Genomic DNA, 26,280 nt, shown 5'->3' with positions numbered 1-26,280 from the left:
TCCCATATTGGCTGGACACGGCGCCGACAGCCGCCAGATCCGCATCAGCATGCGTTCATCCCCAGCAACGCAATCTTCACAAATCCAGTTCTATCAATCAGGACAGATAATTACATGCCCAGCTTTGCCCAGAACCTCGAGAAGACGCTCCACGCCGCCCTCGCCGATGCGGCCGAACGGCGCCATGAATACGCGACGCTCGAGCATCTTCTCCTCGCCCTGACGGACGATGAGGATGCGGCCCAGGTCATGGCGGCCTGCGGGGTGGACCTTGCCGAACTGGCCGAGGCCGTGAAGCAGTATCTGGCGCAGGAATACCAGTCGCTCCAGACCGAGGACGACGCCGATCCGCAGCCGACCGCCGGCTTCCAGCGCGTGATCCAGCGCGCGATCCTGCACGTGCAGTCCTCGGGCAAGGATACGGTAACCGGCGCGAACGTGCTGGTCGCCCTGTTCTCCGAAAGGGACAGCTACGCGGTCTATTTCCTGCAGCAGCAGGACATGAGCCGGCTCGACGCCGTCAGCTTCATCTCGCACGGGATCGGCAAAGGCGGTCGCCAGATCGAAAGCCGCAATCCGCAGGGCGCCGACGAGGCCCAGCAGGCCGACGAGGCGAAGGCCGAAGGCGGGAAGAAGGAAACTGCGCTCGACCAGTTCACGGTCAATCTCAATGCCAAGGCCAAGGCCGGCAAGGTCGATCCGCTTATCGGTCGCGGCCCGGAAGTCGATCGCACGATCCAGATCCTGTGCCGCCGGAGCAAGAACAACCCGCTCTACGTGGGCGACCCGGGCGTCGGGAAGACCGCGATCGCGGAAGGTCTCGCGCGCAAGATAATCGAGGGCGACGTGCCCGAAGTCCTCAACGATGCGGTCATCTACTCGCTCGACATGGGCGCGCTACTGGCCGGCACGCGCTATCGCGGCGATTTCGAAGAGCGGCTGAAGCAGGTCGTCTCCGAGCTCGAAAAGATGCCCGAAGCGATCCTGTTCATCGACGAGATTCACACGGTCATCGGCGCCGGCGCGACCAGCGGCGGCGCGATGGATGCCTCCAACCTGCTGAAGCCGGCCCTTTCGGGCGGGTCGATCCGCTGCATCGGTTCGACCACCTACAAGGAATTCCGCAACCACTTCGAGAAGGACCGCGCGCTGCTGCGCCGCTTCCAGAAGATCGACGTCAACGAGCCGACGATCGAAGACACGGTCAAGATCCTGAAGGGCCTGCGCTCGGCCTTCGAGGAGCATCACAAGGTCAAGTACACGCCCGATGCCATCAAGACCGCGGTCGAGCTGTCGGCGCGCTACATCAACGACCGCAAGCTCCCCGACAAGGCGATCGACGTGATCGACGAAGTCGGCGCGATGCAGATGCTCGTGCCGCCCAGCCGTCGGCGCAAGAAGATCACCTCGCGCGAGATCGAAGCCGTGATCGCCACGATGGCGCGCATCCCGCCGAAATCCGTCAGCAAGGACGACAAGAAGGCGCTCGAGAACCTCGAGCGCGACCTGAAGCACGTCGTCTTCGGCCAGGACGAGGCGATCCATCGCCTGTCCACCGCGATGAAGCTGTCGCGTGCAGGCCTGCGCGATCCGGACAAGCCGATCGGCTCGTTCCTGTTCTCCGGCCCGACCGGCGTCGGCAAGACCGAAGTCGCGCGCCAGCTCGCCAGCATCATGGGTATCGAGCTGAAGCGCTTCGACATGTCCGAATACATGGAACGCCACAGCGTCTCGCGGCTGATCGGCGCGCCCCCGGGCTACGTCGGATACGACCAGGGCGGATTGCTGACCGATGCGATCGACCAGAACCCGCATTGCGTGTTGCTGCTCGACGAAATCGAGAAGGCGCACCCGGACCTGTTCAATATCCTCCTGCAGGTGATGGATAACGGCCGCCTGACCGACCATCACGGCAAGACGGTCGACTTCCGCAACGTCGTTCTGATCATGACGACCAATGCCGGTGCGTCCGACATGGCACGACAGGGCATCGGCTTCGGCGACGTGAGCAAGGAAGACGCGGGCGAGGAAGCGGTGAAGAAGATGTTCACCCCCGAATTCCGCAACCGCCTCGATGCGATCGTGCCCTTCGCCTACCTCGGCCGAAGCACCGTCGCGCGCGTGGTGGACAAGTTCATCCTCCAGCTCGAACTGCAGCTGGCCGAACAGAACGTCCACATCCAGTTCGACGGCGATGCGAGGAAGTGGCTGGCCGACAAGGGCTACGACAAGCTCTATGGTGCACGTCCGATGGGCCGCCTGATCCAGGAAAAGATCAAGCAGCCGCTCGCCGAGGAATTGCTGTTCGGCAAGCTCGCCGAAGGCGGCGAGGTGCACGTGGGCGTGAAGGACGGCAAGCCGGTCTTCGAGCTCACGCCCGCTCCGCCCAAGGCAAAGGCCAAGCCGAAGAAGAAAGCATCCTCGAAGAAGTCCGCAACGAAGGTGCCGGACGCCAGTGCCAGCGAAGGCGCAAGCGAGGAAACCGGCCCGGGTCCGGACGGGGACGACAGCGAAAGCTGATCGTTCCGGGACAATCGAACCAGCGAGGGGCGCGGATACGGGAACGGTTCGCGCCCCTTTTGCTTGAGTCGGTCATATGCCGCCGCCCTTTTCCTGGATCACGCCCGAACCGCACGGCATTTATGTCGCTCCGGCAGATTGCTGGATCGACCCCAGCCGCGCCGTCGATCGGGCGCTCGTTACCCATGGCCATGCCGACCATGCGCGCGGAGGCCACGGCGAGACGGTCGCCACGCCGGAAACGCTGGCGATCATGGCCCTGCGCTATCGCACCGGGGTCGAGAACGAGCACGGCGAGATGCCATCCAGGGCAGTGCCGGTCGCCTACGGCGAAACCATCCGCCTGAAGGGCGGGGTCGATGCGACCTATATTCCGGCGGGACACGTGCTCGGCAGCGCGCAGATCCTGCTCGAGCATGCCGGCGAGCGGATCATTTGCACCGGCGATTACAAACGCCGTGCCGATCCGACCTGCCCCCCTTTCGAAGTGACGCCCTGCGACATCTTCATCACTGAGGCGACCTTCGGCCTGCCCCTGTTCACCCATCCTCCGATCGAGGACGAGATGGCCAAGTTGCTCGACCGCCTAGCCGCGCACCCGGATCGCTGCGTGCTGGTCGGCGCCTATGCGCTGGGCAAGGCGCAGCGTGTGATCGCGGAATTGCGCGCGGTCGGGCACAAGGACCCGATCTATCTGCACGGCGCGCTGGAAAGGATGTGCCGCCTCTACGAAGAACATGGCGTCGATCTCGGCGAACTACGGCTGGTCGCCGATCATTCGAAGGACGACATGCGTGGTGCGGTGGTCATGTGCCCGCCATCCGCGCTGAACGATCGCTGGAGCCGCCGCCTTCCCGATCCGATCACCGCCATGGCGAGCGGCTGGATGCGCGTGCGCCAGCGCGCCCGCCAGCGCAACGTCGAGCTGCCACTGGTGATTTCCGACCATGCCGACTGGGGCGAGTTGACCCGCACGATCGAGGAAGTCGGCGCGCAGGAGAACTGGATCACCCACGGGCGCGAGGATGCGCTGCTGCGCTGGTGCCAGCTACACCAGCGCCGCGCGCGGGCATTAGCCCTTGTCGGTTACGAGGACGAGGATGACTGAGCGCACCCGCCTCACAAGTACTCGATCAGAGAGTCGCCAGGTCGGCGTCGATCGCGTCGAGCGTTTCCGGGGTAATCCGGCCTTGCGAATAGGGCATGATGGTCCGCAGGCTCATGCCCTTCATCTGGTCGTAGGCCGGATGCTGATCGAGCCCGGGCATGTGCTTGAGCACCACCGCACGCGCGGCATCGTCGGCCATCAGCGTTTCGATCGGAAGCTGGGTGCTGAACTTCGCAGCGGCCTCCTGAGCGGCGGCCGGCGCGGCAGCAATCGCGACCGGGGCAGCGATGGCGGCTATGGACGCGGCGAAAAACTTGAAATGCATGGTGGCGATTCCTTCCCGTCTGAAGCTGGCGTATGCCTGCTATCTCCGCGCTTTCATAGCTATGAACAGGCGAGTCGAAAAGAGGGTCTGGCCGGCTAATGGAAGAGTTCGCCGCCCTCATCGATGCGCTGGTCTATACCCGCAGCCGGAACGAGAAGCTGCGCCTGATCGCGGAATATCTGCGCGCCACGCCCGATCCCGATCGCGGATGGGCGCTGGCCGCGCTCAGCGACGGCCTCGACTTTCCCGCGGTGAAGAGCTCGACCATTCGCAATCTGATGAAGGAACGGATCGACCCGGTGCTCTGGACGCTGAGCCGCGATTTCGTCGGCGACACGGCCGAAACCGCCAGCCTGCTGTGGGAGACCGGGCAGATGGGCACCGCCGAGGCGGACGCCCCGCCGCCGACCGTCAGCGAAGCGGTCGAGACGCTGCAGCAGATGACCCGCGTCACGGTAATGTCGGAATTGCCGAAACTGCTCGACCGGCTCGACCCTTCGGGGCGCTATGCGCTTCTCAAGCTGGCGACCGGCGGGATGCGGATCGGTGTCTCCACCCGACTTGCGAAGACCGCGTTGGCGCAGGCTTTCGATGTCTCGGTCGACGAGGTCGAGGAGTACTGGCACGCGCTCAGCGCTCCCTATCCCGAACTGTTCGCCTGGGCGGCAGGCGGCGAGGCCGCTCCCGATATCGACAACATGCCGACCTTCCGGCCTTTCATGCTGGCGCATCCGCTGGAAGAGACCGTCGTCTCGCTCGACGATTATGCCGCCGAATGGAAATGGGACGGGATCCGCGTGCAGCTGGTCCACGTGCCCGGCGATCCGGGCGGCGATACGCGGGTCTATTCGCGCAGCGGCGACGATATCTCGGCAAGCTTCCCCGAAATGGTCGAGGTGCTGGAAGTGCCCGCTGTCCTCGACGGTGAATTGCTGGTGCGCGGCACGCACCAGGGCGGGGAAGCCGGGCGGGAAAAGCAAGGCGGCGCGGCCAGCTTCAACGCGCTGCAACAGCGACTGGGGCGCAAGACCGTCAGCAAGAAGATGCGGACCGAGTACCCTGCCTTCGTCCGGCTCTACGATGTGCTGATGCTCGACGGCGAGGATCTGCGCCAGCTGCCCTGGTCCGAGCGGCGCAAGCGGCTTGAACAGCTGATGCCGCGCTTGCCCGACAGCCACTTCGACCTCAGTCAGGTGGTCGAGGCGCGCGATTTCGAACATCTCGCCCGGATCCGCGAAGGCGCGCGCGACGACGCGATCGAGGGGCTCATGCTCAAGCGCCGCGACAGCCCCTATGTCGCCGGGCGCCGAACCGGCCTGTGGTACAAGTGGAAGCGCGACCCGCTACTGGTCGATTGCGTCCTGATGTATGCCCAGCGCGGATCCGGCAAGCGCTCCAGCTTCTATTCCGACTACACTTTCGGCTGCTGGGACGGTGATCCCGATGCGGGGGCGGACCTGCTGCCGGTCGGCAAGGCCTATTCCGGCTTCACCGACGAGGAACTGAAGAAGCTCGACCGGCACGTGCGCCAGAAAACGGTCAATCGCTTCGGTCCGGTGCGGGAAACTGACCGGAGCCTGGTCTTCGAGGTCGCGTTCGACAGCGTTCACGAGAGCAAGCGCCACAAGTCGGGCCTCGCCATGCGCTTTCCGCGCATTCACCGCATCCGCTGGGACAAGCCACCGCACGAGGCGGATCGCATAGAGGCCTTGCGGAGCCTGATCCGCGACTAAAGCGCGGCCGCAATCGCTTCGGCGTGGTGCTTCGCGTTCTCGGCGTAGTGCGCCGTGCCCATCCGCATCCCCATGACCGCGGCATCGTCGAGATCGCGCATCTTGCGCGCCGGCCGGCCACCCCACAATTCGCGTGCGCCCATCACCTTGCCTTCGGTCAGCATGGCGCCTGCTGCAAGCATCGCGTCCGAACCGATCACCGCCTTGTTCATCGCGATCGCGCCCAGGCCGACGAAGCCGCGATCGTGGATCACGCAGCCGTGGACCATAGCCATGTGGCCAATCAGCACGTCGTTGCCGATGATGAGCGGCGAGCCGTCCGGGTCGCCGGGGCGCGGCGGGTCGCAGTGAAGGACGCTGCCGTCCTGCACATTGGTCCGTTCGCCGATGACGATCCGGCTGACGTCGGCGCGCAGCACACAATTGTACCAGATCGAGCTACCGGCCCCGATGGTCACGTCGCCCACGATGGTCACACCGGGCGCGATGAAGGCGGTCTCGTCGATCTGCGGGGTCTTGCCATGGATCGGGACGATGTTCACGCCGGGTCTCGATTGGCTCATTGCTGCTTCTCCCATTGTTCGCGCGCGATCGAATAGACGATGGTGTCGCGCCATGGCGGTTCGTACCGGTCGTCCGCGTAATCTAGTTCCTCGCGGCGCTCCATGCCCAGCCGGCGCATCAGGCCCCAGCTAGGTGCGTTGTCGATTACGGTAAGCGCGACGACTTCATCGGCAGCGAAGCGGTCGAATGCAGCATCGAGCGTGGCAATCGCCGCCTCTTTCGCATAACCCTTGCCCCAGGCATCCTCGCGAAAGCGCCATCCGGCCTCGATCATGCCTGTCACGCTCGATCCGGGCGCGTCGGCGCGCTTCAGTCCGCAGAAACCGAGCAAGGCGCCATCGTCCTTGCGCTCCACTGCCCAGAAACAGAAGCCGTTCGCCGCGTGGCATGCCTCGACCCGTGCGCGCTGCTTGCGCTTGCCTTCCTCGTCGAGCACGCCGCCCAGCCACCGCATGACGGCGGTCGTGTTCGTGACCCGGAAGAACTCGGGCCAGTCATCATTGCGCCAGTCGCGCAGCACCAGCCGCTCGGTCTCGTTGCGGAACTCGCCGTTCATCGTTTCCACTCCCGCGCCGTCAGCGACCAGACCGTCGTGGGATTGTCGCGCTCCGGATAATCGGGATCGACATAGCCGAGCTCGGGTCGTGCCGAGAAGCCCAGCCGGTGCATCATCCGGGTGGAGGCGGCGTTGGAATCACTCGTCTGCGAGTAGACCACCTCCAGCGTGGCAAAGGCGTGGTCGAGCACGGCGCGCGCTGCCTCGGTGGCATAGCCCTGCCCCCAATGCGCCTCCGCCAGCGTCCAGCCGATCTCGCGCTCACCGCGCAGAGCGTCAGGAGCGGCCTCGCTGCGGACGTGGAACAACCCGCAACGGCCCACCGGCACTTCGCCCTCGCGTCGCATTACCGTCCAGCGCTGCCACCCCTCGGGCCGCGGAAAGGCGTCGATGTCGGCCTGCAGGCGGCTGGTGACATCGGCCTCGGAAAAGATCGCGCCACCCAGATAGCGCATGACCATCGGCGTTTTCATCTCGGAAAGCAGGAAGGGCAGGTCATCCGCGTTCGGCGGACGCAGCACCAGCCGCTCGGTTTCGAGAACCTCAGGCACCGAGCAGACGCGCGGCCACCGGCGCGTGATAGGTCAGGATGCCGCTGCAGCCAGCGCGCTTGAAAGCGAGCAGCTTCTCCATCAGCAGCGCGTCGCGATCGCCCACGCCCTCGCGCGCGCCGATTTCGATGAGCGCGTATTCGCCGCTCACCTGGTAGGCGAAGACCGGCACGCCGAAGCGCTCCTTCACCCGCCACACGATGTCGAGATAGGCGAGGCCCGGCTTGACCATCACGCTGTCCGCACCCTCGGCGATGTCGAGCTCGACTTCGCGCAGCGCCTCCTCGGCATTGGCGGGGTCCATCTGGTAGCTTTTCTTGTCGCCCTTGAGCAGCCCGCCCGAGCCGACCGCATCGCGGAACGGGCCGTAGAAAGCCGAAGCGTATTTCGCCGCGTAGCTCATGATCTGGACGTTGTGGTGGCCGCCCATCTCGAGTGCCATGCGGATCGCGTGGACGCGCCCGTCCATCATGTCCGAAGGCGCGATGATGTCCGCCCCGGCCTGTGCCTGGTTGACTGCCTGGTCGACCAGCACCGAAACCGTGTCGTCGTTGACGACATAGCCCGCATCGTCGAGCAAGCCGTCCTGCCCGTGGCTGGTATAGGGGTCGAGCGCCACGTCGGTGAGCACGCCGAGGTCGTCGCCGCAGGCATCCTTGATAGCCTTGATGGCGCGGCACATCAGGTTGTCGGGATTGAGCGCTTCTGCGCCGTCATCGCTGCGCTTGCCCTCCTGCGTGTTGGGGAAAAGCGCGACGCATCTGATGCCGAGATCGACCGCTTCGCGCGCGCGGTCGACGATCCCGTCGACCGACCAGCGCGACACGCCGGGCAGGCTCGCCACCGGATCCTCCACCCCCTTGCCGTCAGTCACGAACAGCGGCCAGATCAGATCGCTGGGCGTGAGCACGGTTTCGCGGTGAAGCGCGCGGCTCCAAGCGGTCGCACGGGTCCGGCGAAGGCGGGTGGCGGGGTAACGGGCAGTCATGGATGCGTGTTGCCGCAAAGCGCGGCGCTTCGCAATCGGCCGCGGTCAGCCGACCTGCTTGGGCTGTTCGGCCCTATCGATCTCGCGGCGCGGAGAGGAATCGATTTCGCTCGGCTGCAGAGCGAGGTTCTCGAGCGCGGCACCGGGTTCGACTTGCCTGATGGTCTTCAGCGTTTCGCGGAACTGGAGAAGCTCGGCTCCGCTCAACTGGGCTCGGGTCACGAAGTTGACACCCGCCGGATTGATCGCCCGGCCGCCGCGGTACATCTCGTAATGGAGGTGCGCCCCGGTCGACAGGCCAGTGGAGCCGACATAGCCGATGACCTGTCCACGCCGCACTACCTGGCCGCGGTTCACCGCAATCCTGCTCATGTGACAGTAACGGGTCTGCAGCCCGCCGGCATGATTGAGGCGCACGGCGTTCCCGCAGCCGCCTGCGCGACCTGCCGAGCTCACCGTCCCGTCGGTCACCGCGACGATCGGCGTTCCGTGACGCGCCTTGAAATCGAGACCGGAATGCATCCGCCTGTATCCCAGGATCGGGTGGCGTCGCATCCCGAAGCCCGACGTGGTGCGTCCCGGCACCGGCGCAACGAGGCCGCTGCGCTGCTCGCCGACGCCCGACGCCTCGAAGAACCGGCCTTCCTTGCCCCAGCGCATCAGCTGGGTCTTCGGCGCACTGCCCCGGTCGATCCCGGCGAACAGGAGCTTGCCGGCCTGCCGCTCGCCGGTCGCAGCGCGGCGGTAGGCGACGATCATGTCGAAGGTGTCGGTCGAGCGGATGTCGGAATTGACGTCGATCTGCTCGGACAGGGCCTTGAGGTATTCCTGCACCACCTTGGCGGGCGCTCCGGCAGCACGCGCCGAACGGTACAGGCTGTCGCCCACCGTACCGCGAATGCGCAGCGGGGTCTCGTCGACGCGGATCGGATTGCGCTGGAGCGCGAGGGTTCCGCCGGCTCGCTCAACATCGAGTTCGAGATCGAAGCGGGCCCGGAAGGTCAGCGCATCGAGCGGGCGCGGGGCATTAGCATTCGGGCGGCGGCCGAGAGTGATCTCGAGTTGCGTGCCCTGGTCGATCTCCGACAGGGGCATCGCCCGCGATACGAGTTCCTCGACCCGCGCCGCATCGGCGGAAGACACGCCTGCCCTGCGCAAAACCTGTTCCAACGCGTCGCCTCCCGGCAGATTCGCGACGAGCTCGATCTGCGGTCGTTCGGGCGCGGACTTGAGCGGCACCACGCTGGCGGTCGCGCCCATGCGCCGCCCGCTGTCGGCGCCCATGCCCAGCGGCATGATCATCTGGCTGCGGTATTCGTCGCGCTCCGCGCGGTCGATCTGCAAGGCGGGCGCCGCTTCGAGCGGAGCGAAATCCGGCCAAAAGGCGAGGCTCAGCGCGCTCAGCCCCAGGAACGTGCCGAGCCCGCGGAACCACCTGCGGCTGCCGATGTCCTGCGCGAGGTCGGGAGTAAGATCGACCCGGTCGAAAAGATGCGCGATGCTGCTGCGCGCCGCCTCGATCCGCTCACCAATGACGCCCGACATACGCGCCAGGAACGGCACGGCAGGCTGCGCGACGAGCGGGGCGCCCACGACAATTGGCTCGCCACCGCGGGTCGCGGTCGAGCCGTTGTCGCGTGCGGCCATGGCCTCGCTATCGTGTTCTGGCGTGAACAACGCCCCTCCGTCCCGGATACCGACAAACGGCACGCGGCCCCTTCCGCCATGCCTGTTTCGCTGCCCGATGCCCGAAACCATGCCCTAAACAAAGTAAAGACGGCTTTAACTCGCGATGAAACGACTCGTGGTAGCGACAGGCCGTGGAATGTCCGCGACGAGTAGTTGATGCGGAGCGCCGCGACTGTCACTCTCGCCTGCGTGGATCAGGGCGCAATCAAGGCGGTCCTCGGACCGACCAACACTGGCAAGACACATCTCGCCATCGAGCGGATGTGCGGCCACTCCAGCGGGGTCATGGGCTTCCCGCTGCGCTTGCTCGCCCGCGAAGTCTACGACCGCGTGGTCGCGATCAAGGGCGAAAAGCAGGTCGCCCTCATCACCGGCGAGGAGCGGATCGAGCCCGAGGGCGCACGCTATTTCTGCTGCACCGCCGAGGCCATGCCGCGTATCGGTGGCTTCGGCGGACAGCCGGCATCCTTCGTGGCGCTGGACGAGGCGCAGATCGGCGCCAATCCCGAACGCGGGCATATCTTCACCGATCGCCTGCTCAATGCCCGTGGGCGCGACGAAACGATGCTGCTGGGCTCGGCGACACTCGAGCCGATCGTGCGCCAGCTCGTCCCCAAGGCGGAAATCATCGAGCGACCGCGATTTTCGACGCTGACCCATGCCGGCTCGGCCAAATTGTCGCGCCTGCCGCCCCGAAGTGCGATCGTCGCCTTCAGCGCCGAACAGGTCTATGTGGTGGCGGAAATGCTGCGGCGGTTTCGTGGCGGATCCGCGGTTGTCATGGGGGCCCTTTCACCGGAGACACGTAACAAGCAGGTTGCGATGTTCCAGAATGGTGAGGTCGATTACATCGTCGCGACCGATGCGATCGGCATGGGCCTCAACCTCGACATCGATCACGTCGCCTTCGCCTCGCTCAGCAAATTCGACGGAATGCGCAAACGGCGGCTGCATCCTTCGGAAATGGCGCAGATTGCGGGGCGCGCGGGGCGCCACCAGCGCGACGGCAGTTTCGGCACTCTTGCCGGGGGCACGAGCGGACGCGACGCGCCGGAGTTCACCGAGGAAGAGGTCTACGCGATCGAGGAGCACCGTTTCGCGCCGCTCACCAAACTCTTCTGGCGCGAGGCCGAGCCACGTTTCGACACGGTAGCGACGCTGATTGCCGATCTCGAGGCGCCGCCCGATGACCCGGCGCTCGCCGCCGCGCCCGAGGCGATCGATCTCGCCGTGCTCAAGCGCCTGGCGGAAGAAGACCTCGCGGCCGATATTCGCGGCACCGGCCAGGTCCGGCGGTTCTGGGAAGCCTGTTCGCTGCCCGATTTCCGCCAGAGCGGCCCTGACGTCCACGCGCGCTTCGTCGCCAGATTGTGGCGCGACCTGAGGCACGATTACCTCGGTGCCGACTACGTCGCCGCTCGCATCGCCGAACTCGACAACGTGCAGGGGGACATCGACACCCTGCAGGGTCGCATCGCGGCGATCCGCAGCTGGGCCTACATCTGCCAGCGACCGGACTGGGTGCTGGCGCGCGACGAGATGGCCGCCCGCTCGCGCGCGGTCGAGGCGCGGCTTTCGGACGCGCTCCACGCTCGCCTGACCGAACGGTTCGTCAACCGGCGGACCGCCGTGTTATTGAAATCGCTCGGTAAGGATGCGGGATTACTGCCGGTCACGGTCGCGCATGACGGGGAACTGCTGGTCGATTCGGAAAGCATCGGCCGCGTGCGGGGCTTCCGCTTCGAAGTCGATCACCGGGCCGATCATCGCGATCGCAAGATGCTGCAGGCAGCAGGAGAAAGAGCCATGCCGAAAATACTCTCCGAGCGGGCCGACGCGCTTGCCGCGAGCGATCTGTCCGATCTCGAGCTGGCGCAGGGAATCGTCCGCTGGCAAGGCACGGAGCTGGCGCGGATCGATCGCGACGGTCCGATCGCGAACCCGCGCCTCGTCCCAAGCAAGGAGCTGGCCGACGTGCCCGAACCGGCCCGGGCGCGCCTTTTGGCGGCAATCGAAGCCTGGCTCGCAGGTCAGGTCGCTCCGCTGGCCCCGCTCGCCAAGATCGAAGCGGCGACCCATTCCGAGGAAGGCGGCAGCGAGGCACGTGCCTTGCTGCTGAAGCTGGTCGCGGGGGCTGGCTACGTTGCACGCAAGGCGGCCGGGCTGGAGCATGTGCCCAAGGAATTGCGCCCGTTCCTGCGCAAGCTCGGCGTGCATTTCGGCGCGCTCGACGTCTACGCGCCCGCGCTGCTGAAGCCGGGCGCACGCCAACTGCTGCACGCCTTGGGCAGCGACCGGCGCCCGCTCGAGGCCGCGATGCAGCCGGTGATCGAAGGAAAGGACAGGCTGCCTTCGGGCTACCGTCCGGCAGGCGAGCAGGCGATCCGGATCGATATCGCCGACAAGATCATCCGGGCCGCGCACGAAGCGCGGGTGAAGCAGCGTGAAAAGGGCGCGAGCAAGGTGGTGCTCGACCAGTCGCTGGCCATTTCGACCGGGCTCACGCCGCGCAGTTTCGAGCGGTTGCTGGGCGCAGCAGGGTTTCGGCTGAACCGCGCACCCGATCTCGCCGAGGGACAGCTTGGCCCGAGACAGCCCGATCGCTGGTCGTGGAGACCGGGACAGGCCCATGCGCCGCAAGCCAAGCCGCACAAGGCTGCCTCGAATCGGAAGAACGGCAAGCCGCGCGGCAAACCGGTCGAGCGGGCCGAGCCGGTTCCCGGCAATCCCTTCGCTTCGCTCGCGGGCCTCGTGCGCTGAATGCGGCTCGACCTCGCGCTCTTCTGGCTGCGTTTCTCCAAGAGCAGGAGCATCGCTAGGCGCCTGGTCGAGGAGGGGCACGTGCGGTGCAACGGGCAGCGCGTGTCGAGGCCGTGCCATGCCGTTGCCGCGGGCGACGTGCTGACCATTCCGCTTCCGGGCGGAGTGCGGATTATCGAAATTACCAGCCTGCCTGCACGCCGCGGCCCTGCTAGCGAGGCACAAGGCCATTACAGAGCGCTTGACCCGGCAGGTGAAAGCAAACTAGCAGCCGGTTCGATAGTGCCAATTCCAGGGGAAAATCGCCCATGACCTATGTCGTCACCGACGCGTGCATCAAGTGCAAGTACACCGATTGTGTCGAGGTATGCCCGGTCGATTGCTTCTACGAAGGCGAGACGATGCTGGTGATCAACCCCAGCGAATGCATCGATTGCGGTGTGTGCGAACCCGAATGTCCGGCGGAAGCGATCCTGCCCGACACCGAAAGCGGGCTCGAGAAATGGCTCGAGATCAATACGAAGTTCTCCGCCGAGTGGCCGAACATCACCAGCCAGAAGGCGCCGCCCGAAGATGCCGACGAGCACAAGGGCGAAGAGGGCAAGTACGAGAAGTACTTCACCCCCGAGCCCGGCGAGGGCGACTGACCGGCAAACGCCGAGATCGAGCGTGTCACCAGCCTGATCGCCCGCTTGCGGGCAGCAATTGCCCGTAGTGGCGAGCATAACGCCAGCCTGCTTTCGGCGGGCATCGCCTATTACGCGTTCCTCGCGATGGTGCCGCTCCTGGCGTCGGTGGTGCTGGGGTACGGGCTGTTCGCAGGGCCAGACACGGTGGCAAGGCACATCGACTTTCTCGCCGGCGCGCTACCCGCTTCGGCCGCAGAACTGATCGGCGACCAGCTTGCCGAGATGACGTCCGAACCGTCGACCGGGCTCAGTCTCGGGCTTCTGGCATCGCTCGTTCTCTCCCTCATCGGCGCACGCAACGCGGCCGGTTCCATCATCATTGCCCTCAATGTAGCCTATGGCATCGCGGAAGGACGCAGCTTCGTGCGGCGGACCCTTGCCGCGCTGGGCATCACGGCGCTGGGTGCGGCAGGCGTAGGCATCGTTGCCGCCCTGCTCGCCTTCACAGCCACCATCGGCGGAGGCGCGGGGGCGATCGCCGGCTACGCGGCGATGCTGCTCGCCGCCGTTGGCGGCGCTGCCGTCCTTTACCGGATTGCACCGCACCGCGCCCATCCGGACTGGCGCGATGTCCTGCCGGGGGCGGTGCTGTTCGCGCTCGGCTGGCTTGCCGCAACCGGTGCATTCGGCATGTATGTCGCCAATTTCGGCAACTACAACGCGACCTACGGCTCGCTCGGCGCGGTCGTCGTGCTGGTCACCTGGCTATACCTGAGCGCTTATCTTCTCCTCTTGGGCGGCGAGTTCAATGCCGTCGCGCAGGCCCGGAGCGAATCAGCGTAAGCTCCGACTCGCAATTTTGTTGCGGCTGTGCTATATAATGCAACAACTGCGCCGGAACCTCCTCCGGCGGCAGAGTGGCTAAGCTGGAAGAGCAGGAGCATCAGCGACAGCGCAGAACCGGTTTCGACCGCGCCGCGGGCACGGTCGCAGAGGGTCTTGTCGCCTTGTTGTCCGCGCTTCCACCGAGGAAAGGACTTTTCATGGCAGACAGCGCTCTCGCCTTCGATGTCGGCGATTATGTCGTCTACCCCAAGCACGGCGTCGGTCGTGTGATCGAGCTGCAGAATGAAGAAATCGCCGGCATGCAGCTGGAACTGTACGTGCTGCGCTTCGAGAAGGAGCGCATGACGCTGCGCGTTCCGACCAATAAGGTCGAATCGATCGGCATGCGCAAGCTTTCGAGCGACAAGACGCTCAAGGAAGCGATGGAGACCCTCAAGGGCAAGCCCAAGGTCAAGCGCACCATGTGGTCGCGCCGCGCGCAGGAATACGAAGCCAAGATCAACTCGGGCGAGATCGTTCTGATCGCCGAAGTGACGCGCGACCTGTTCCGCCCCGAGGACCAGCCGGAGCAGAGCTACTCCGAGCGGCAGATCTTCGAAGCGGCTTCGAGCCGCCTGGCCCGCGAACTCGCCGCCATGGAAAAAACCGACGAGCCGGCGGCTCTCGAGAAGATCCTGGAGGTGCTGCGCGAACACGCTCCGCAATATTACGACAACGCCGAAGACGCCTGAGCGGGCGATCATCGATAGTCGAACGAAGGGCTGCCGGCGACGGCGGCCCTTTTTCGTGCAGCTGCGCACCGCTCTTGCATCACGTCCCTTGCTGTATTATGTAGGCAATACACAATCGCAAGGGAGTTCGACATGCTGCACAAGATCATCAGGGGTATAGCGCCCATTGTGGCGATTGCCTTCGCCGCTGGCCTGGCGGGTTGTGACAATGCCACGATCACCGTTGGCGACACCGAGGGCGTGCCGCTGACCGAACTCGACACGTCCGGTCCGGCCCCGACGAAGATCGTCCTTGCCGGTCCCGACACGGTCATCCTCGCCGAGGGCGAGACGCTGGCCATCGAAGTCGGCGGCGATCCTGCCGTCGCGGAAGTGCTGCGGTTCGCGATCGACGATGGCACGCTCGCGATCCTTCGCGATCCCAAGGCGGACCGGGTCGATGGTACTGCGCAAGTTCGCGTCACCATGCCTGCTCCCGACAATCTCGTGATCGCCGGTTCGGGCACGATCGAGGCGGCCACACTCGCTGCAAGTTCCGAGATCGCGATCGGCGGATCGGGCAAGATCAAGGTGGCGCAGGTCCGGAGCGAGAAGCTGGAAGTCGTCATCGCCGGTTCGGGCGGAATCGAGGCTGCGGGGACGGTCGACCGACTGGAACTCAACCTGGCGGGTTCCGGCAGCGCCCGCATGGCCGGCCTTTCGGCCGAGCGCGCGGAACTCAATATCGCCGGATCGGGCGATGCGGAGTTCGCATCCGAAGGACGGGTCGAAGGCAACATCATCGGTTCCGGCGACGTCCGGGTCACCGGCAGCGCCAAGTGCACCATAAAGTCCGTGGGCTCGGGGACGCTGACCTGCCAGTCCGGCCCTGCCCAGCCGGCAACCGAAACGCAAACCGACGATGCGGCCCCGGCCGAGGATACCGGCGAGACGCCGTAGAACCCTTGGCGGCCGCGGCGTTCATCACACCGCAAAGCCCTTGTCCTTATGCGGCGCATGAGAAACAGTCCTCCTCATGCGCCGCGCCCTTTCCCCTCTCCTGCTTGTCGCGATCCTCGCCCTTCCCGGCTGCATCGCCAAGGCCGCCTACGACGTCGTCACCTTGCCGGTGAAGGCCGTCAGCAAGGGGGTCGATCTCGCGACCACCAGCCAGTCCGAGGCCGACGAGAAGCGCGGGCGCGAGATTCGCAAGCGCGAAGAGCAACTCGGCAAGCTGGAACGGCAATATCAGGAGCAGTTGCAGGAGTGCGCCGACGGCAACCGTCGTTCCTGCGACGATGCGCGCGACACCTATGCCGAGATCCAGCTCATCGTCCCGACGATCCCGGCCGAGCTCGACAAAGACTAGGTCGCGGCGCGCCGCAGCCGGTCGTTGATGGCGATCCCGATCTCTGTCGCCGGGATCGGGGCGACCGCGATCCGGGGCTTTTCCGAACGCGCGCCTTCGTGAAGGCAGGAATAGAGCCGGGCGGCTGCCTGTGCGAGATCGCCGACAGGTGACAGCGAGACATCTCCCGCGATCGCGCCGAACCCGATGAAAAACTCGTCCGCCTGCGCCTCGTCCGCATCAAGCCGCACTGGCTTTCCCGGCGAATAATGCCTGGCAAGCTGGCCTGGCGCTTCGATCCGGTCGGCGGGGCCGTCCTGCGGCGGACCCAGTTCCGCGTGAATTTTGGCGAGCGTCACGGGTCCCGGCCGCAACAAGCTCCAGCCAGCCGGTCGGCCAGCAGAACCACGCAGGACGACGATAGTCGATTCCAGTCCCTGCTCGCAGAGTCCGCCGTCGATCACGGCGTCGATCCGGCCATCGAGCGTGGCGAGGACATGCGCCACGCTGGTCGGGCTGACGGATTCACTGCGGTTCGCCGAAGGTGCCGCGAGCGGCACGCCGCCAGCATCGAGTACGGCGCGCATGACGGGGTGCCCCGGTACTCTAAGGGCGATGGTCGGAAGGCCGGCACTCACCGCCCCTGCCAGCCCGGCATCGTCACGCAAGGGAAGCACCATCGTCAGCGGGCCCGGCCAGAAACGATCGGCGAGGACACGCGCCCGCTCGTCGAATACGGCCAGCCGCTCCGCTTGGTCCGTCGACGCGACATGGACGATGAGGGGATTGAAGCTCGGCCGTCCCTTGGCCTCGTAGATGCGCGCCACGGCCTCGTCGCTGTCGGCGCGGGCGCCAAGGCCGTAGACCGTCTCGGTCGGCAAGGCGACCAGCCCGCCATCCCGCAAAATCGCAGCGGCGCGCGCGATTCCGGCCGCATCAGCCCGTAGCGTTTCCGTAGCGTTCTTGCCGGTCATGCCCGGCGCGCTATATGCGCGGGGCAGCAAAGCCAAGAGGAAGCACGTGACCTACGCCCCCGCCACCGCCGACCAACTGCTCGCCATTCGCGTCAATGCCGGGATCGAGGAGCTGGCCGCGAGCGAGCGCTTCGCTGCCGCCGAACCCGACATGGTCGAAGCCATCGTCGAGGGTATCGGCCAGTTCGCTGCAGGCGAATGGGCGCCGCTCAACCGCAAGGGCGACCTCGAAGGCGCGAAGCTGGAGAACGGCGTCGTGCGGCTGCCGGACGGCTTCGAGGAAGCCTACGCCCATTATGTCGAGCAGGGGTGGAACGCGATCGCCAGCCCGGTCGATTTCGGCGGACAGGGCCTGCCCTTCACCCTCGCCTGCAACGTGCTCGAGAATCTCGGTACGGCCAACATGGCATTTAACCTGCTCCCGATGCTGAGCGTGGGCGCGATCGAGGCGCTCGATGCGCATGGCTCGCGCGCGCAGCAGGAGATGTACCTGCCGAAGCTCGTCAGCGGAGCATGGTCCGGAACGATGAATCTGACCGAGCCGCAGGCCGGATCGGACGTCGGCGCTCTGCGGGCGACCGCCACGCCGATCACCGATGGCGAGCACGCCGGCAAGTACCGGATCCAGGGCCAGAAGATCTACATCACATGGGGCGAGCACGAGCTGGCCGAGAACATCATTCACCTCGTCCTCGCGCGCACGCCCGACGCGCCCGAGGGTAGCCGCGGCATCTCGCTGTTCGTGGTGCCTAAGTATCACGTGAAGGCCGACGGATCGCTCGGGCCGAAGAACGATCTCAAGTGCGTCAGCCTTGAACACAAGCTGGGCATCAACGCCTCGCCGACCTGCGTCATGAGCTACGGCGACAACGACGAATGCATCGGCGAGATCGTCGGCGAGGAAAACCGCGGGCTCGCAGCCATGTTCACGATGATGAACAATGCGCGCATCAACGTCGGCAACCAGGGCGTGCAGATCTGCGAGCGGGCAACGCAGCAAGCGCTCGGCTATGCCAGGGACCGCGTCCAGTCGGCCCGCGCAGGCTCCCCTGATCGCAAACCCATCGCCATCGTCGACCATCCCGACGTGCGCCGGATGCTGCTGCGCATGAAGGCGCTGACCGAGGGCTCGCGCGCACTGCTTTACTACACCGCAGGACAGGTCGATCGCGGCACGCTCGGCGATGCGGCGGCACGGATGCGCGGAGAAATCCTCACCCCGCTGATCAAGGCATGGGGCACGGACATCGGGATCGAGGTCGCCAGCCTGGGGGTGCAGGTCCACGGCGGCATGGGCTTCGTCGAGGAAACCGGCGCGGCGCAGCACTACCGCGACGCGCGGATTGCACCGATCTACGAAGGGACCAACGGCATCCAGGCGGCCGATTTCGTCACGCGCAAGCTGGGCATGGACGGCGGCGAGGCGATGCAGGCGCTCTTCGCCGACATCGTTGCGGACTGCGGCGAGGAAGCCGGGCTTTCCGGGCTGGCAAGCGATTGCAGCGAGATCGCGCGATGGATGGCCGATACCGCTAGCCTCGACGACCGGCTCGCGGGCAGCGTTCCCTTCACGACTATGGCAGCCGTGGCCGTCGCCGGCTGGCAACTTGTCCGCCAAGTCCGCTCGCTCAAGAGCAGCGACAATGCTGCGCAGGCGAAATCTAAGGCGGTGACCACGCGGTTCTTCCTCGATCACGTCGTCGCCGAAGCGAGCGGGCTCAAGTCCTCTGCCCTGGACGGGGCCGCGCTGCTCTACCAATTGAGCGCCGAAGCTCTGGTAGGCTGATCGGCCGGTGGGGCGCGAGCGCAACCGGCTGCTGACGCGGATCGCGGATGCCCTCGAGCGCCTGGCCCCCCGCCAGTCCGGCGATACAGACTGGCTGGCTGCCCCCGCCTACGTCTGGACGCAGGGCGGAGCGCGCCCGGTCGATGCCATCAAGGCGCCCCGGCTGGAACAACTGCGCGGAATCGATCGGCAGAAGCGCATCGTGCACGAGAACGTGCAGCGTCTCGCCGACGGCCACGCCGCTCACGATATGCTTCTGTGGGGCGCAAGGGGAATGGGCAAGTCGGCAGTGGTGCGCGCGACCGTGCGCGATGTGCAGGAAGATCGCCGTTCGTCGATCGCGCTGGTCCAAGTGGCGAGCGATGCGCTGGCCGAACTGCCGTGCCTGTTCTCCGTCCTCGGACGGGTCGAGCGCAATTTCCTCGTCTATATCGACGACCTCGGTTTCGGCGAGGAAGCCGGTGTACAGGCACGCCGCCTGCGCAGCTGGCTCGACGGCGGCGTAGAAGCCCGCCCGGCCAACGTCCGGCTTGCGGTCACGTCGAACCGGCGCGCGATCGTCGAGCGCGAGGCCGGCGCGCAGGACGGTTCGCTCAATCCGCGCGACGCGATCGACGACCAGCTCGCACTAGCCGATCGCTTCGGCCTGTCTCTCGGCTTCCATGCGTGTTCGCAGGACGACTATCTCGACATCGTGCGCGGATACGCCGACGCGCTCGGCTTGGCGTTCGAGACGGAGGACGCGCTCGAATGGGCCAGGCAACGCGGAAGCCGTTCGGGCCGTACCGCGTGGCAATTCGCCAATGAACTGGCCGGGCGCGCCGGACAGTCCCTCTAGCAAGAATTACTGGGCAGGCTCGATACGAGCGTAGTCTTCCTCGCCGAAGGCCGCGCGCGGATCGCCGGTCAACTCACGCGTGGGCCTAAGGCTTTCGCCTTTCTTGCGCACGATTGCCGCTCCCGGGGCAGCCTTGGGATCGATGACCCGCCAGATGATCCCCGCGGTATCGTCGCTCACCAGCAACGCACCGTCTCCGGCCCAGGCCACCCACGTCGGGCGGCCCTTGGTCGTGCCGTCGCCGTTGAGGAACCCGGTCAGCAGCGGCTTGGGCAGCCCCTGCGGATTGCCGCGATCGTCGAAAGCGACATAGACCACATCATAGCCGGACGGCGGCTTGCGGTTCCACGAGCCGTGGCGGGCGATGATCGCGCCCTGCCCGAATTGCGATCCGAGCCTCTGGCCTTCGCGGGTGAAGGCAAAACCGAGCGCCGCGACATGCGGCCCGAGCGCGTATTCGGGATTGCGCGCATATTCCTGGAGATAGGCGGGCATCGGCTCTTTCACCCGGCGATCGTAATTGTCCTTGTAGTAGATCCACGGCCATCCGTATTGCGCGCCCACCGGCACGTTGGTGAGGTAATCCGGCACGAGGTCCGAGCCGAGCATGTCGCGCTCGTTGACCGTCGTCCACAACTCGCCGCTCCACGGGTTCCAGTCGAGCCCGTTGGGGTTGCGCAGTCCCTGCGCATAAGGACGCGCGGCCTGCTTCGCGAAATCGTATTCCCAGATCATGGCGCGGCCTTCCTCGACCTCCATGCCCTGCTCGCCGATATTGCTGACCGAGCCGACCGCGACGTAAAGCTTGTCGCCCGCTTCGTTCAGCTCGAGATTGCGCATCCAGTGTCCACCGCCGCCCGGCAGATCCATCAGCTTGCGCGGCTCTCCCGCAAGCGTTGTCGAACCGAGTTCATATGCAAATTCAAGGACTTCGTCGTGATTTGCGACGTAGAGCTTGCCGTCTTTCCAGGCGATGCCCGACGGTGAATCGAGTTCCTTCGTCAGTGCGACCTGCTGGTCGGCGCGCCCATCGCCGTTGCTGTCCCGCAGCAGCAAGAGGGTATTGGGCGACGGCCCGGCCGAGCCTGCCTTTTCGAACAGCGTCTTCTCGATGAAGCCCCGGATCGCCGGCATGATGCCACCGTCGTCCTTGCCTTCACCCTTGGGTCCGCGCGTCAGGCTGACGAGGACGTCGCCGTTTGGCAGCGTATGCATCGTGCGCGGGTGATCGAGCCCCTCGGCAAAACGCGTGACGACCAAACCGGCCGCAGCGCTCGGCGCGTCATCTGCGGCCCAGCCGACCGGCTCGGCGATCTGGACGGTCGGAAAAGCCTCGGCCTTCGGCTCCTCGAGGACCGGGTCGGCCCCCGCGACTTGCGCGACGGTGAGATTGGCATCGTCGCCCTGAACGAACCAGGCTGCGACGAACAGCAGCCCCAGCAGCACGATGAGGAAGAAGGCGAGGATGTTGCGTCCGGTATGCATGTGCACGGAATAGGCGAGGCAAACGCTTGCGGCAATGGGGCGGCGCACTACATCACGCGTCATGTTCGATTTCCGCCCCGATGCCGATCTGCCCAAGAGCGAACTCTATCGCGAGTTGGTGAATGCCGCACAGGCGCTTGTTTCGGGCGAACGGGATCCGGTCGCCAACATGGCGAATGTCGCCGCCCTGCTGGCCGAATATCTACCAGAGCTCAACTGGGCGGGGTTCTACCGGGTGGCTGGCGAGGAGCTGGTTCTTGGCCCCTTCATCGGGCGGCCCGCCTGCATTCGCATTCCTTTTGGACAGGGCGTTTGCGGCGCGGCAGCGGCTGACGCCACGACGCAACTCGTTCCCGACGTCCACGCTTTCCCCGGACACATCGCCTGCGACACGGCGAGCCGCTCGGAACTGGTGGTCCCGGTTTTCGTGGATGAGAAGGTTGTCGCCGTGATCGATCTGGACAGTCCGCGGGTGGAACGGTTCGATCGCGAGGATGCGGAGGGCGTCGAGGCGCTTGCTCTTGCCCTGAGCCCGGCCTTGGCAGACCTCTCGAGCTAGTCGTCGTCGCCCGCGGCGGCAATGCTTCCCCGCGCCGGGGCCAGCTTCACTGCGCCGAGCCGCGCCACGTCGCTGTCCCGATTCACCACCAGCGCACCGGCCAGCGATTGTTCCGCGCCCAGAGTCCGCGCCGAATCCCTCGCGACGCGCAAGCGGTATTCGCCGTAAGGCACGCGCTGGAACAGGAAGAAGCCGTCGAATTCGCTGTAGGCCGTCCCGACCGTCCGGCCTGCGCGATCGATCAGTTCGAGCTCGACGCCGCCGATCTCGAGGCCCGCAAGGTTCAGGAGAACGCCCTCCACTTCGCCGGACGGGGCGACCGGTAGTTCGATCCTTGCGGCAATTCCCGGCCGCGGGACGACGACCACACCCTTGATCGCCGGAGCAAGGAAGGGATCTTCCAGCGTGCTTTCGTCTATTCCGACCAGCACCGGGATGAACGGCCGAAGGTCGTCGACGATCGCCTGCCCCTTGTCGTCGGTCAGGGTGCCGGCGCCGCGCATGCCCGCTTCGATCTGTACTTCGGGGAGCAATTCCTCGCCAGCAGAGCGCACTCCGTCGCCATTGTCGTCGCGGAATACGGTAACGGCTGCCTGGCCCGAGCGTGCCAGCTTGCTGCCCGAGAAGCGCACGCCGCCGCTCAGCGGATCGGGGCCGAAGCTGAAGGCGACCGAAACATGGGCGCCGACCGCGCCATTGGTCGCGACCGAAGCATCGGTGCGCAATGCGAAGCGGTCGAAATAACGCGAATAGCCCAGGCTGAAACGGGTCGCGTCCTCGCGTGCGAGGTACTCGACTTCAGCCGCCAGATCCGATCGTTCGGTCAGGCGCTTTTCCGCAGTCAGACGGGCGTACTCGAACCCCTTGTCGGGGCCGGACAGATCGAACGCCGCGTTACCGCGGAGGCGCAGGCCGAAAATGCGGCTATTGGCCAGCAGGCGCAACTTGTTCCGCTCGAAATCGCCGCCGGGGCCTGGGACCGAGCGGCTTTCGTGGTCGAATTCGGCAGCAATCGCCATGACCCGCGTCGTCAGGGCAGTCCGGACCGAGAGATTGTCGACTTTGCCGCCGTCGCGCAGCTCCGCTCGTCGGCCGGACAGTTGCAGCGGGATGCTCAGCGAACCGAGTTTGAACGACATGTCGATCTGCGCGCCGATTTCGTGCCGCAAACCGTCCAGCGCCTGCTCGCTCTGGAAGTTTCCGATCCCCTTCGCCACGTGCGCACCGAAATTGATCTTGCCGACCTGCCCGAGCGCGTTGACCTGAGCGATGCTGCCGCCGCCGAACTCGTGCGCGCCGGAAAACTCCATCATCACGGGTCCGACCGTGCGCCACAAAGTCGTCTCGGCATAGTTGCGCCGGCGACCATTGTACCAGAAGCTTTGCAAGCCGACCCCGATGCTCGTGCGCTTGTCGATTCCGCGTTCGACACCGCCGCCCCAACGCCATTCGTGCGGCCCGGCGATGCGATTGCGCCTCAAGTCGATCAGATCGCGATCATCCTGCAGGATGCCGGCCCAGTAGTAGGTCTTGCCGGGCTCAATATTCTCGAGGCCGACGGGCTGGCTGCTCGTTTCGCGGCGGATCTGGCCCTGCGGCCCGTAGAGAACGACTTCTAGTTCGTTGCGACCGTAGAACAGGTCGATGTCGAGAAATTCGTATCGTCCGTCGCCATTGTCGCCCTGGAAGGCGATCAGCTGGCCATTGCGGTAAAGCTCGGCATCCCACCCGGCAGGCAGCACGCCGCGGAGCGACGTTTCGGCAAAGCGTGCGCGGTGTGCCAGGGGCTGGTTGCTGATGAAGGCGCCCCGGCCGACCGCGCTCTCGCCGGTCAGCTGACCTGACAGCGACTGCACGTCGCCGACGGCGACCTGCGTTGCCTTAAGCGGGCCGAGCAGCTTCCCGTCTGCATCGTGTCGATAGGCTCGCAGGCGGAGCGAATCGGGTTTGAGGTCATTATCGGTCGCGACACGGGCGAAGTAGCTCGCCTTCCCGATTTCGCCGGCAGCATAGGCTTCCAGCTTGGCAACGCGGCGATTGCCGCGGGTGCGGTCGGATTCATACCCAGCCTGCGCCACTACATCGACCGACGGGGTGCGCCAGAGCTTATATTCCATCTCTGCGTGCGGATATTGCGCCAGATCGAAACTTTGCGTCTTGGGACGAAGTCGTGCGGCGCGACTTCGCCGCTCGATAGCCTGCATGAACGGCATCTCACGATCGGTGACCAGCTTCACGACCGAGTTGTAGAGGTCGGGCTTGAATTCCACGCCCGTCCAGGCCGAAAGCGCCTTGGTGTCCACACACCAGCCCTCGGGCGTGTCGTAGATTGCATCGCCGATCGGTTTGGCACCTCTGTTCACGATTTGTACCGTGTTAGACGAACGGTCGATCGTGATCGTCTGGTCTTCTGCGAACAACCAGCCAGTTGCGCGGCGCGACTTCTTGTCGAGCCGGACCGGCAGATCGAGCGATTGGATGATGTCTGCCAGATCGAGACAGATGCCTTGATCGGTCTGATAGCCACGGACGTCGGCGGTGAGCTTGTAGCCGCCAACCACCGGTTGGAGGAGGAGGAAATCATCCTCGCCCAACTGGTTGGCTTCGGTCTGGGTCTGCGCGAGGCCTGGCCCGGACACGCCGAACGCCGCCGCGAAAGCCGCGACGGCGCCGAGGGTCCGGGAGAGTTTCCAGGCCATTTCGTTGATTTCCTGAGGGTCCCTCGAGCGCTCTTAGCCGAGCACCGTATCGACTGCGGCGATCAGGCCTCCGCCGGCTTCGGGCATCTCGCGATATTCGAAGCGGAGCTTCCCGTGCATCAGCGCCGCCTGTTCGGGTGTGAGCTGCAAGGTCACCTTGCGGCGGCCGACTTCAGGGTAGATCGCCACGCCCTGCGCTTCGTAGACCGGCGTATCGCTACCCGGCTTCAGAACGCGCAATGTGCCGTAGGTGGAGCTCGTGCCGCTCCGGACGATCGCCAGGTGCAGTTCCTGCCCCCGCGCTCCGTTGACGAGCGTCGGCTGCTCGATGGCCGCCTGGACGTCCATCTTGCCGTGGCGAATGATGATCGGAATGGTGATGCCGTAGATCGGGATGAGGTTGATGGTGACCCCGCTGGCCGCATCGGCAGGCTGGGTTACCGGGGCCGGCTTGGGAATCGCGCGAAACTGCATGTGCGCGCGGTATTCCCCGTCAGGAAGATCCGCCCCCGGTCGTGCCGAGATGCGCACTGCCTGCGGCTGACCCGGCGGCAGGGTGATGCGCCGCGGCGCGTAGCGAATCATCTCGAGTGCGGCGGTTTCCTTGGCAGTGATGGTTTCCTCGGCCACATCGACGAGCGAACCGTCCTCCTCCATGCGGCGCAGTTCGAGCGAGATACGGTACGTCGCTTCGTCCGCGCCGATATTGCTCAGGATGACCTCGGTTCCGCGCCGACCGTCGAGAATCACCCGCGTTGGCGCTACGAGCAGGTCGCCCTGCGCCTGGGCTGGGCTGACTGCCCAGCCGACCACAGTCGCGCTGAAGAGAGCGACCGCGCCGAAGAGTGAACGCAAGGGCGAAAAATTCATGCTGCGACCTTTCCCGATTCGCGTGTGACGCACGAAGACCGAGCTCCGTGGTTTCACCTGGTTTGGTAAGCAGACAGGGTTAAGATTGCTTAAACACCGGCCTCCAGCAGGCATGAAAAAAGGGGCCGCGCAGATGAGCGCAGCCCCCGTTTTTCGTTTTTGGATCCGGCGGATTGCCGGAATGCGCTCCGCTTCAGGAGTAGGCAACCGACACGTTGAACGTGCCGCTGTAAACACCCGGTACTTCGCTTCCGTCGAAAGTGATCGTGCCGCCGACATCGAACGAGCCTGCGCCCGCACCGTCGAGCGTCACTTCGCCCGCCGTGGTGTCGTCGACGAAGCCTCCGAGCACGATGACGTCCGAAGCGTTGGCAAGTGCGCCGCCCGAGCGGAGGAGATTCACCGTTCCGGTCGGCAATGTCACAGTCACGGCCTTGTTGATGGTGCCACCGCTGATGTTGAAGGTCGGAACGCTGGTCGTGCCCGAGCAGATCACGTCGGGATCGGTGCAGGTCAGCGTACCGTCGGCAGCCAGCGCAACCGTACCGGCACCGGATACGACCATGGAGCCGAAATCGAGGGTGGTGCCCGCCGCGACCTCGAGGGTGAGCGCGCTGAGCACTTCTGCGGTCGCCGTTGCGTCGGCATTGTCCGCAGCGTTGGCAACCGAAGCCATGCCGAGTGCGGCAGCGATAGCGGCACCAGCGGCGCCAAAGCGAAGCTTATTGATCATCTGGTATAA

At 65.6% G+C, this 26,280-nt stretch carries 24 protein-coding genes; 13 read left to right on the top strand and 11 right to left on the bottom strand.

What is annotated here, in order from left to right; genetic code table 11:
* Nucleotides 1–114 precede the first annotated feature (114 nt).
* Both clpA and GRI48_RS08630 read left to right on the top strand, forming a co-directional pair.
* Nucleotides 115–2,520 carry an ATP-dependent Clp protease ATP-binding subunit ClpA gene (clpA, locus tag GRI48_RS08635; RefSeq protein ID WP_160674105.1) on the top strand — a complete coding sequence of 802 codons (2,406 nt, stop codon included), beginning with the start codon at nucleotides 115–117 and terminating at the stop codon, nucleotides 2,518–2,520.
* Between the two features lie 76 nt (nucleotides 2,521–2,596).
* Nucleotides 2,597–3,628, top strand: coding sequence for a ligase-associated DNA damage response exonuclease (locus tag GRI48_RS08630; RefSeq protein WP_160674102.1), 1,032 nt, complete (start codon nucleotides 2,597–2,599; stop codon nucleotides 3,626–3,628).
* Nucleotides 3,629–3,653: 25 nt separating this feature from the next.
* Here the strand turns inward: GRI48_RS08630 and GRI48_RS08625 are convergent, their stop codons facing one another.
* A complete protein-coding gene (locus GRI48_RS08625; protein WP_160674099.1) occupies nucleotides 3,654–3,953 on the bottom strand; it encodes a hypothetical protein in 300 nt (99 codons plus the stop codon).
* A gap of 98 nt (nucleotides 3,954–4,051) precedes the next feature.
* On the opposite strand from GRI48_RS08625, the gene GRI48_RS08620 reads away from it, so the two are divergent.
* Nucleotides 4,052–5,686 (top strand): cisplatin damage response ATP-dependent DNA ligase, encoded by a 1,635-nt coding sequence (locus GRI48_RS08620; RefSeq protein ID WP_160674096.1) that lies wholly within the window; start codon nucleotides 4,052–4,054, stop codon nucleotides 5,684–5,686.
* On the opposite strand, the gene GRI48_RS08615 is transcribed toward GRI48_RS08620, so the two are convergent.
* From GRI48_RS08615 to GRI48_RS08595, 5 genes are read right to left on the bottom strand one after another with little or no spacing between them, the layout of a single operon-like run.
* Nucleotides 5,683–6,249 carry a gamma carbonic anhydrase family protein gene (locus GRI48_RS08615; protein WP_160674093.1) on the bottom strand — a complete coding sequence of 189 codons (567 nt, stop codon included), beginning with the start codon at nucleotides 6,247–6,249 and terminating at the stop codon, nucleotides 5,683–5,685. The genes GRI48_RS08620 and GRI48_RS08615 overlap by 4 nt on opposite strands.
* Nucleotides 6,246–6,806: a GNAT family N-acetyltransferase gene (locus GRI48_RS08610; RefSeq protein ID WP_160674090.1), complete on the bottom strand. Its 561-nt coding sequence runs from the start codon at nucleotides 6,804–6,806 to the stop codon at nucleotides 6,246–6,248. The genes GRI48_RS08615 and GRI48_RS08610 overlap by 4 nt, the downstream gene beginning before the upstream one ends.
* Nucleotides 6,803–7,357, bottom strand: a complete 555-nt coding sequence (locus tag GRI48_RS08605) for a GNAT family N-acetyltransferase (RefSeq protein WP_160674087.1) — start codon at nucleotides 7,355–7,357, stop codon at nucleotides 6,803–6,805. Before GRI48_RS08605 ends, GRI48_RS08610 begins: the two co-directional genes overlap by 4 nt.
* Nucleotides 7,350–8,345 (bottom strand): porphobilinogen synthase, encoded by a 996-nt coding sequence (gene hemB, locus GRI48_RS08600; protein WP_160674084.1) that lies wholly within the window; start codon nucleotides 8,343–8,345, stop codon nucleotides 7,350–7,352. Before hemB ends, GRI48_RS08605 begins: the two co-directional genes overlap by 8 nt.
* 45 nt (nucleotides 8,346–8,390) lie before the next feature.
* Nucleotides 8,391–9,992: a M23 family metallopeptidase gene (locus GRI48_RS08595; protein ID WP_160675590.1), complete on the bottom strand. Its 1,602-nt coding sequence runs from the start codon at nucleotides 9,990–9,992 to the stop codon at nucleotides 8,391–8,393.
* 198 nt (nucleotides 9,993–10,190) lie between these two features.
* On the opposite strand from GRI48_RS08595, the gene GRI48_RS08590 reads away from it, so the two are divergent.
* From GRI48_RS08590 to GRI48_RS08560, 7 genes are all read left to right on the top strand, one after another.
* Complete coding sequence (locus GRI48_RS08590; RefSeq protein WP_160674080.1) at nucleotides 10,191–12,794, top strand: helicase-related protein; 2,604 nt, start codon at nucleotides 10,191–10,193, stop codon at nucleotides 12,792–12,794.
* Nucleotides 12,795–13,106: an RNA-binding S4 domain-containing protein gene (locus GRI48_RS08585; RefSeq protein ID WP_160674077.1), complete on the top strand. Its 312-nt coding sequence runs from the start codon at nucleotides 12,795–12,797 to the stop codon at nucleotides 13,104–13,106. It begins immediately after the preceding gene.
* On the top strand, nucleotides 13,103–13,441 hold the full coding sequence (fdxA, locus tag GRI48_RS08580) for a ferredoxin FdxA (RefSeq protein ID WP_160674074.1): 339 nt from the start codon (nucleotides 13,103–13,105) through the stop codon (nucleotides 13,439–13,441). Before GRI48_RS08585 ends, fdxA begins: the two co-directional genes overlap by 4 nt.
* A gap of 45 nt (nucleotides 13,442–13,486) precedes the next feature.
* On the top strand, nucleotides 13,487–14,266 hold the full coding sequence (locus tag GRI48_RS08575) for a YihY/virulence factor BrkB family protein (protein ID WP_237451780.1): 780 nt from the start codon (nucleotides 13,487–13,489) through the stop codon (nucleotides 14,264–14,266).
* A gap of 200 nt (nucleotides 14,267–14,466) precedes the next feature.
* Entirely contained in the window at nucleotides 14,467–15,000 is a 534-nt protein-coding gene (locus GRI48_RS08570; protein WP_160674071.1) for a CarD family transcriptional regulator, read from the top strand.
* A 132-nt stretch (nucleotides 15,001–15,132) separates the two neighbouring features.
* Entirely contained in the window at nucleotides 15,133–15,939 is an 807-nt protein-coding gene (locus tag GRI48_RS08565) for a head GIN domain-containing protein (RefSeq protein WP_160674068.1), read from the top strand.
* 76 nt (nucleotides 15,940–16,015) lie between these two features.
* Nucleotides 16,016–16,348, top strand: a complete 333-nt coding sequence (locus tag GRI48_RS08560) for a hypothetical protein (RefSeq protein WP_160674065.1) — start codon at nucleotides 16,016–16,018, stop codon at nucleotides 16,346–16,348.
* Here GRI48_RS08560 and GRI48_RS08555 read toward each other — a convergent pair.
* Nucleotides 16,345–17,301, bottom strand: coding sequence for an L-threonylcarbamoyladenylate synthase (locus GRI48_RS08555; protein ID WP_160674062.1), 957 nt, complete (start codon nucleotides 17,299–17,301; stop codon nucleotides 16,345–16,347). The genes GRI48_RS08560 and GRI48_RS08555 overlap by 4 nt on opposite strands.
* A 46-nt stretch (nucleotides 17,302–17,347) precedes the next feature.
* Between GRI48_RS08555 and GRI48_RS08550 the strand changes: the two genes are divergently transcribed.
* Both GRI48_RS08550 and GRI48_RS08545 read left to right on the top strand, forming a co-directional pair.
* Entirely contained in the window at nucleotides 17,348–19,087 is a 1,740-nt protein-coding gene (locus GRI48_RS08550; protein ID WP_160674059.1) for an acyl-CoA dehydrogenase family protein, read from the top strand.
* A gap of 7 nt (nucleotides 19,088–19,094) precedes the next feature.
* On the top strand, nucleotides 19,095–19,925 hold the full coding sequence (locus GRI48_RS08545; RefSeq protein ID WP_160674056.1) for a DUF815 domain-containing protein: 831 nt from the start codon (nucleotides 19,095–19,097) through the stop codon (nucleotides 19,923–19,925).
* Between the two features lie 6 nt (nucleotides 19,926–19,931).
* Here GRI48_RS08545 and GRI48_RS08540 read toward each other — a convergent pair whose 3' ends face one another.
* Complete coding sequence (locus tag GRI48_RS08540) at nucleotides 19,932–21,410, bottom strand: PQQ-dependent sugar dehydrogenase (protein WP_160674054.1); 1,479 nt, start codon at nucleotides 21,408–21,410, stop codon at nucleotides 19,932–19,934.
* A gap of 61 nt (nucleotides 21,411–21,471) precedes the next feature.
* Between GRI48_RS08540 and GRI48_RS08535 the strand changes: the two genes are divergently transcribed.
* Nucleotides 21,472–21,969, top strand: coding sequence for a GAF domain-containing protein (locus GRI48_RS08535; RefSeq protein ID WP_160674051.1), 498 nt, complete (start codon nucleotides 21,472–21,474; stop codon nucleotides 21,967–21,969).
* On the opposite strand, the gene GRI48_RS08530 is transcribed toward GRI48_RS08535, so the two are convergent.
* From GRI48_RS08530 to GRI48_RS08520, 3 genes are all read right to left on the bottom strand, one after another.
* Nucleotides 21,966–24,668: a carboxypeptidase-like regulatory domain-containing protein gene (locus tag GRI48_RS08530; protein ID WP_160674048.1), complete on the bottom strand. Its 2,703-nt coding sequence runs from the start codon at nucleotides 24,666–24,668 to the stop codon at nucleotides 21,966–21,968. The genes GRI48_RS08535 and GRI48_RS08530 overlap by 4 nt on opposite strands.
* A 33-nt stretch (nucleotides 24,669–24,701) precedes the next feature.
* Nucleotides 24,702–25,538 (bottom strand): fimbrial biogenesis chaperone, encoded by an 837-nt coding sequence (locus GRI48_RS08525; RefSeq protein ID WP_237451777.1) that lies wholly within the window; start codon nucleotides 25,536–25,538, stop codon nucleotides 24,702–24,704.
* Nucleotides 25,539–25,731: 193 nt separating this feature from the next.
* Nucleotides 25,732–26,271, bottom strand: coding sequence for a DUF4402 domain-containing protein (locus GRI48_RS08520; protein WP_160674045.1), 540 nt, complete (start codon nucleotides 26,269–26,271; stop codon nucleotides 25,732–25,734).
* Nucleotides 26,272–26,280: the final 9 nt, after the last annotated feature.

Origin of the sequence: Qipengyuania oceanensis, from assembly GCF_009827535.1 — a bacterium.
In the GTDB taxonomy this organism is placed as follows: domain Bacteria; phylum Pseudomonadota; class Alphaproteobacteria; order Sphingomonadales; family Sphingomonadaceae; genus Qipengyuania_C; species Qipengyuania_C oceanensis.
Note: the sequence above shows the minus strand (reverse complement) of the source record. Positions and strands in the feature narration are given on the sequence as shown.

What these genes read in the sequence shown, in the direction of transcription:
- clpA (WP_160674105.1), top strand. Translation starts at nt 115, where the DNA reads ATGCCCAGCTTTGCCCAGAACCTCGAGAAGACGCTCCACGCCGCCCTC.
- GRI48_RS08630 (WP_160674102.1), top strand. Translation starts at nt 2,597, where the DNA reads ATGCCGCCGCCCTTTTCCTGGATCACGCCCGAACCGCACGGCATTTAT.
- GRI48_RS08625 (WP_160674099.1), bottom strand. Translation starts at nt 3,953, where the DNA reads ATGCATTTCAAGTTTTTCGCCGCGTCCATAGCCGCCATCGCTGCCCCG.
- GRI48_RS08620 (WP_160674096.1), top strand. Translation starts at nt 4,052, where the DNA reads ATGGAAGAGTTCGCCGCCCTCATCGATGCGCTGGTCTATACCCGCAGC.
- GRI48_RS08615 (WP_160674093.1), bottom strand. Translation starts at nt 6,249, where the DNA reads ATGAGCCAATCGAGACCCGGCGTGAACATCGTCCCGATCCATGGCAAG.
- GRI48_RS08610 (WP_160674090.1), bottom strand. Translation starts at nt 6,806, where the DNA reads ATGAACGGCGAGTTCCGCAACGAGACCGAGCGGCTGGTGCTGCGCGAC.
- hemB (WP_160674084.1), bottom strand. Translation starts at nt 8,345, where the DNA reads ATGACTGCCCGTTACCCCGCCACCCGCCTTCGCCGGACCCGTGCGACC.
- GRI48_RS08595 (WP_160675590.1), bottom strand. Translation starts at nt 9,992, where the DNA reads ATGGCCGCACGCGACAACGGCTCGACCGCGACCCGCGGTGGCGAGCCA.
- GRI48_RS08590 (WP_160674080.1), top strand. Translation starts at nt 10,191, where the DNA reads ATGCGGAGCGCCGCGACTGTCACTCTCGCCTGCGTGGATCAGGGCGCA.
- GRI48_RS08585 (WP_160674077.1), top strand. Translation starts at nt 12,795, where the DNA reads ATGCGGCTCGACCTCGCGCTCTTCTGGCTGCGTTTCTCCAAGAGCAGG.
- fdxA (WP_160674074.1), top strand. Translation starts at nt 13,103, where the DNA reads ATGACCTATGTCGTCACCGACGCGTGCATCAAGTGCAAGTACACCGAT.
- GRI48_RS08570 (WP_160674071.1), top strand. Translation starts at nt 14,467, where the DNA reads ATGGCAGACAGCGCTCTCGCCTTCGATGTCGGCGATTATGTCGTCTAC.
- GRI48_RS08565 (WP_160674068.1), top strand. Translation starts at nt 15,133, where the DNA reads ATGCTGCACAAGATCATCAGGGGTATAGCGCCCATTGTGGCGATTGCC.
- GRI48_RS08560 (WP_160674065.1), top strand. Translation starts at nt 16,016, where the DNA reads ATGCGCCGCGCCCTTTCCCCTCTCCTGCTTGTCGCGATCCTCGCCCTT.
- GRI48_RS08555 (WP_160674062.1), bottom strand. Translation starts at nt 17,301, where the DNA reads ATGACCGGCAAGAACGCTACGGAAACGCTACGGGCTGATGCGGCCGGA.
- GRI48_RS08540 (WP_160674054.1), bottom strand. Translation starts at nt 21,410, where the DNA reads ATGCATACCGGACGCAACATCCTCGCCTTCTTCCTCATCGTGCTGCTG.
- GRI48_RS08535 (WP_160674051.1), top strand. Translation starts at nt 21,472, where the DNA reads ATGTTCGATTTCCGCCCCGATGCCGATCTGCCCAAGAGCGAACTCTAT.
- GRI48_RS08530 (WP_160674048.1), bottom strand. Translation starts at nt 24,668, where the DNA reads ATGGCCTGGAAACTCTCCCGGACCCTCGGCGCCGTCGCGGCTTTCGCG.
- GRI48_RS08525 (WP_237451777.1), bottom strand. Translation starts at nt 25,538, where the DNA reads ATGAATTTTTCGCCCTTGCGTTCACTCTTCGGCGCGGTCGCTCTCTTC.
- GRI48_RS08520 (WP_160674045.1), bottom strand. Translation starts at nt 26,271, where the DNA reads ATGATCAATAAGCTTCGCTTTGGCGCCGCTGGTGCCGCTATCGCTGCC.